Annotated in this window: 1 rRNA gene; it reads right to left on the bottom strand. The window is 56.7% G+C overall.

Going from position 1 to position 3,285, the window contains the following annotated elements:
• Positions 1-21 precede the first annotated feature (21 nt).
• Positions 22-3,143 (bottom strand): 23S ribosomal RNA (locus AB0D57_RS47100).
• Between the last annotated feature and the right edge of the window lie 142 nt (positions 3,144-3,285).

Here is a 3,285-nt window from a genome sequence, read left to right as displayed (position 1 = left end):
ACACAGTGGACGCGAGCAACTGAGGACAAGCCCTCGGCCTATTAGTACCAGTCACCTCCAGCGGTTACCCGCCTTCCAGATCTGGCCTATCAACCCAGTCGTCTACTGGGAGCCTTACCCTCTCAAGGAGGTGGGAATACTCATCTCGAAGCAGGCTTCCCGCTTAGATGCTTTCAGCGGTTATCCCTCCCGAACGTAGCCAACCAGCCATGCCCTTGGCAGGACAACTGGCACACCAGAGGTTCGTCCGTCCCGGTCCTCTCGTACTAGGGACAGCCCTTCTCAATATTCCTACGCGCACAGCGGATAGGGACCGAACTGTCTCACGACGTTCTAAACCCAGCTCGCGTACCGCTTTAATGGGCGAACAGCCCAACCCTTGGGACCGACTCCAGCCCCAGGATGCGACGAGCCGACATCGAGGTGCCAAACCATCCCGTCGATATGGACTCTTGGGGAAGATCAGCCTGTTATCCCCGGGGTACCTTTTATCCGTTGAGCGACGGCGCTTCCACAAGCCACCGCCGGATCACTAGTCCCGACTTTCGTCCCTGCTCGACCCGTCGGTCTCACAGTCAAGCTCCCTTGTGCACTTACACTCAACACCTGATTACCAACCAGGCTGAGGGAACCTTTGGGCGCCTCCGTTACTCTTTAGGAGGCAACCGCCCCAGTTAAACTACCCATCAGACACTGTCCCTGATCCGGATCACGGACCCAGGTTAGACATCCAGCACGACCAGAGTGGTATTTCAACGACGACTCCACAACAGCTGGCGCTGCCGCTTCAAAGTCTCCCACCTATCCTACACAAGCCGAACCGAACACCAATATCAAACTGTAGTAAAGGTCCCGGGGTCTTTCCGTCCTGCTGCGCGAAACGAGCATCTTTACTCGTAGTGCAATTTCACCGGGCCTATGGTTGAGACAGTCGAGAAGTCGTTACGCCATTCGTGCAGGTCGGAACTTACCCGACAAGGAATTTCGCTACCTTAGGATGGTTATAGTTACCACCGCCGTTTACTGGCGCTTAAGTTCTCAGCTTCGCCAGAACGAATCCTGACTAACCGGTCCCCTTAACGTTCCAGCACCGGGCAGGCGTCAGTCCGTATACATCGCCTTACGGCTTCGCACGGACCTGTGTTTTTAGTAAACAGTCGCTTCTCGCTGGTCTCTGCGGCCACCCCCAGCTCACCGTGTAAAACGGATCACCAGTGATGGCCCCCCTTCTCCCGAAGTTACGGGGGCATTTTGCCGAGTTCCTTAACCATAGTTCACCCGAACGCCTCGGTATTCTCTACCTGACCACCTGAGTCGGTTTAGGGTACGGGCCGCCATGAAACTCGCTAGAGGCTTTTCTCGACAGCATAGGATCATCCACTTCACCACAATCGGCTCGGCATCAGGTCTCAGCCACATGTACGACGGATTTACCTATCGCACGGCCTACACCCTTACCCCGGGACAACCACCGCCCGGGATGGACTACCTTCCTGCGTCACCCCATCACTCACCTACTACAGGTCTGGACCGTCGGCTCCACCACTTTCCATTCCCCGAAGGGTCCGGAACGGCTTCACGGACTTAGCATCGCCTGGTTCAATGTTTGACGCTTCACAGCGGGTACCGGAATATCAACCGGTTATCCATCGACTACGCCTGTCGGCCTCGCCTTAGGTCCCGACTTACCCTGGGCAGATCAGCTTGACCCAGGAACCCTTAGTCAATCGGCGCACACGTTTCTCACGTGTGTATCGCTACTCATGCCTGCATTCTCACTCGTGAACCGTCCACCACTGCCTTCCGGCGCGGCTTCACCCGGCACACGACGCTCCCCTACCCATCCATACAGGCGTTGGCCCTATTGTATGAATGACACGACTTCGGCGGTACGCTTGAGCCCCGCTACATTGTCGGCGCGGAATCACTAGACCAGTGAGCTATTACGCACTCTTTCAAGGGTGGCTGCTTCTAAGCCAACCTCCTGGTTGTCTCTGCGACTCCACATCCTTTCCCACTTAGCGTACGCTTAGGGGCCTTAGTCGATGCTCTGGGCTGTTTCCCTCTCGACCATGGAGCTTATCCCCCACAGTCTCACTGCCGCGCTCTCACTTACCGGCATTCGGAGTTTGGCTAAGGTCAGTAACCCGGTAGGGCCCATCGCCTATCCAGTGCTCTACCTCCGGCAAGAAACACACGACGCTGCACCTAAATGCATTTCGGGGAGAACCAGCTATCACGGAGTTTGATTGGCCTTTCACCCCTAACCACAGGTCATCCCCCAGGTTTTCAACCCTGGTGGGTTCGGTCCTCCACGACCTCTTACAGCCGCTTCAACCTGCCCATGGCTAGATCACTCCGCTTCGGGTCTTGAGCGCGCTACTAAAACGCCCTATTCGGACTCGCTTTCGCTACGGCTTCCCCACACGGGTTAACCTCGCAACACACCGCAAACTCGCAGGCTCATTCTTCAAAAGGCACGCAGTCACGAGACACCAAGCAAGCTTGATGTCCGACGCTCCCACGGCTTGTAGGCACACGGTTTCAGGTACTATTTCACTCCGCTCCCGCGGTACTTTTCACCATTCCCTCACGGTACTATCCGCTATCGGTCACCAGGGAATATTTAGGCTTAGCGGGTGGTCCCGCCAGATTCACACGGGATTTCTCGGGCCCCGTGCTACTTGGGTGTTTCTCAAACGAGCCGTTGACATTTCGACTACGGGGGTCTTACCCTCTACGCCGGACCTTTCGCATGTCCTTCGCCTACATCAACGGTTTCTGACTCGTCTCACGGCCGGCAGACCGTAAAAGAGAAATCCCACAACCCCACATACGCAACCCCTGCCGGGTCTCACACGCATATGGTTTAGCCTCATCCAGTTTCGCTCGCCACTACTCCCGGAATCACGGTTGTTTTCTCTTCCTGCGGGTACTGAGATGTTTCACTTCCCCGCGTTCCCTCCACACTGCCTATGTGTTCAGCAGCGGGTGACAGCCCATGACGACTGCCGGGTTTCCCCATTCGGAAACCCCCGGATCAAAGCCTGGTTGACGACTCCCCGGGGACTATCGTGGCCTCCCACGTCCTTCATCGGTTCCTGGTGCCAAGGCATCCACCGTGCGCCCTTAAAAACTTGGCCACAGATGCTCGCGTCCACTGTGCAGTTCTCAAACAACGACCAACCACCCGTCACAACCCACCGAAGCGGATCTTTACCGGGGCCGGCACTGAAGGCAGCCAAACTCGGCCGTACCCTCAGACACCCAACAGCGTGCCCGGCA

The sequence above is a fragment of the Streptomyces sp. NPDC048275 genome (assembly GCF_040652275.1).
Lineage (GTDB): Bacteria > Actinomycetota > Actinomycetes > Streptomycetales > Streptomycetaceae > Streptomyces.
The sequence above is the reverse complement of the archived record's forward strand: the minus strand, read 5'-3'. Positions and strand labels throughout refer to the sequence as shown.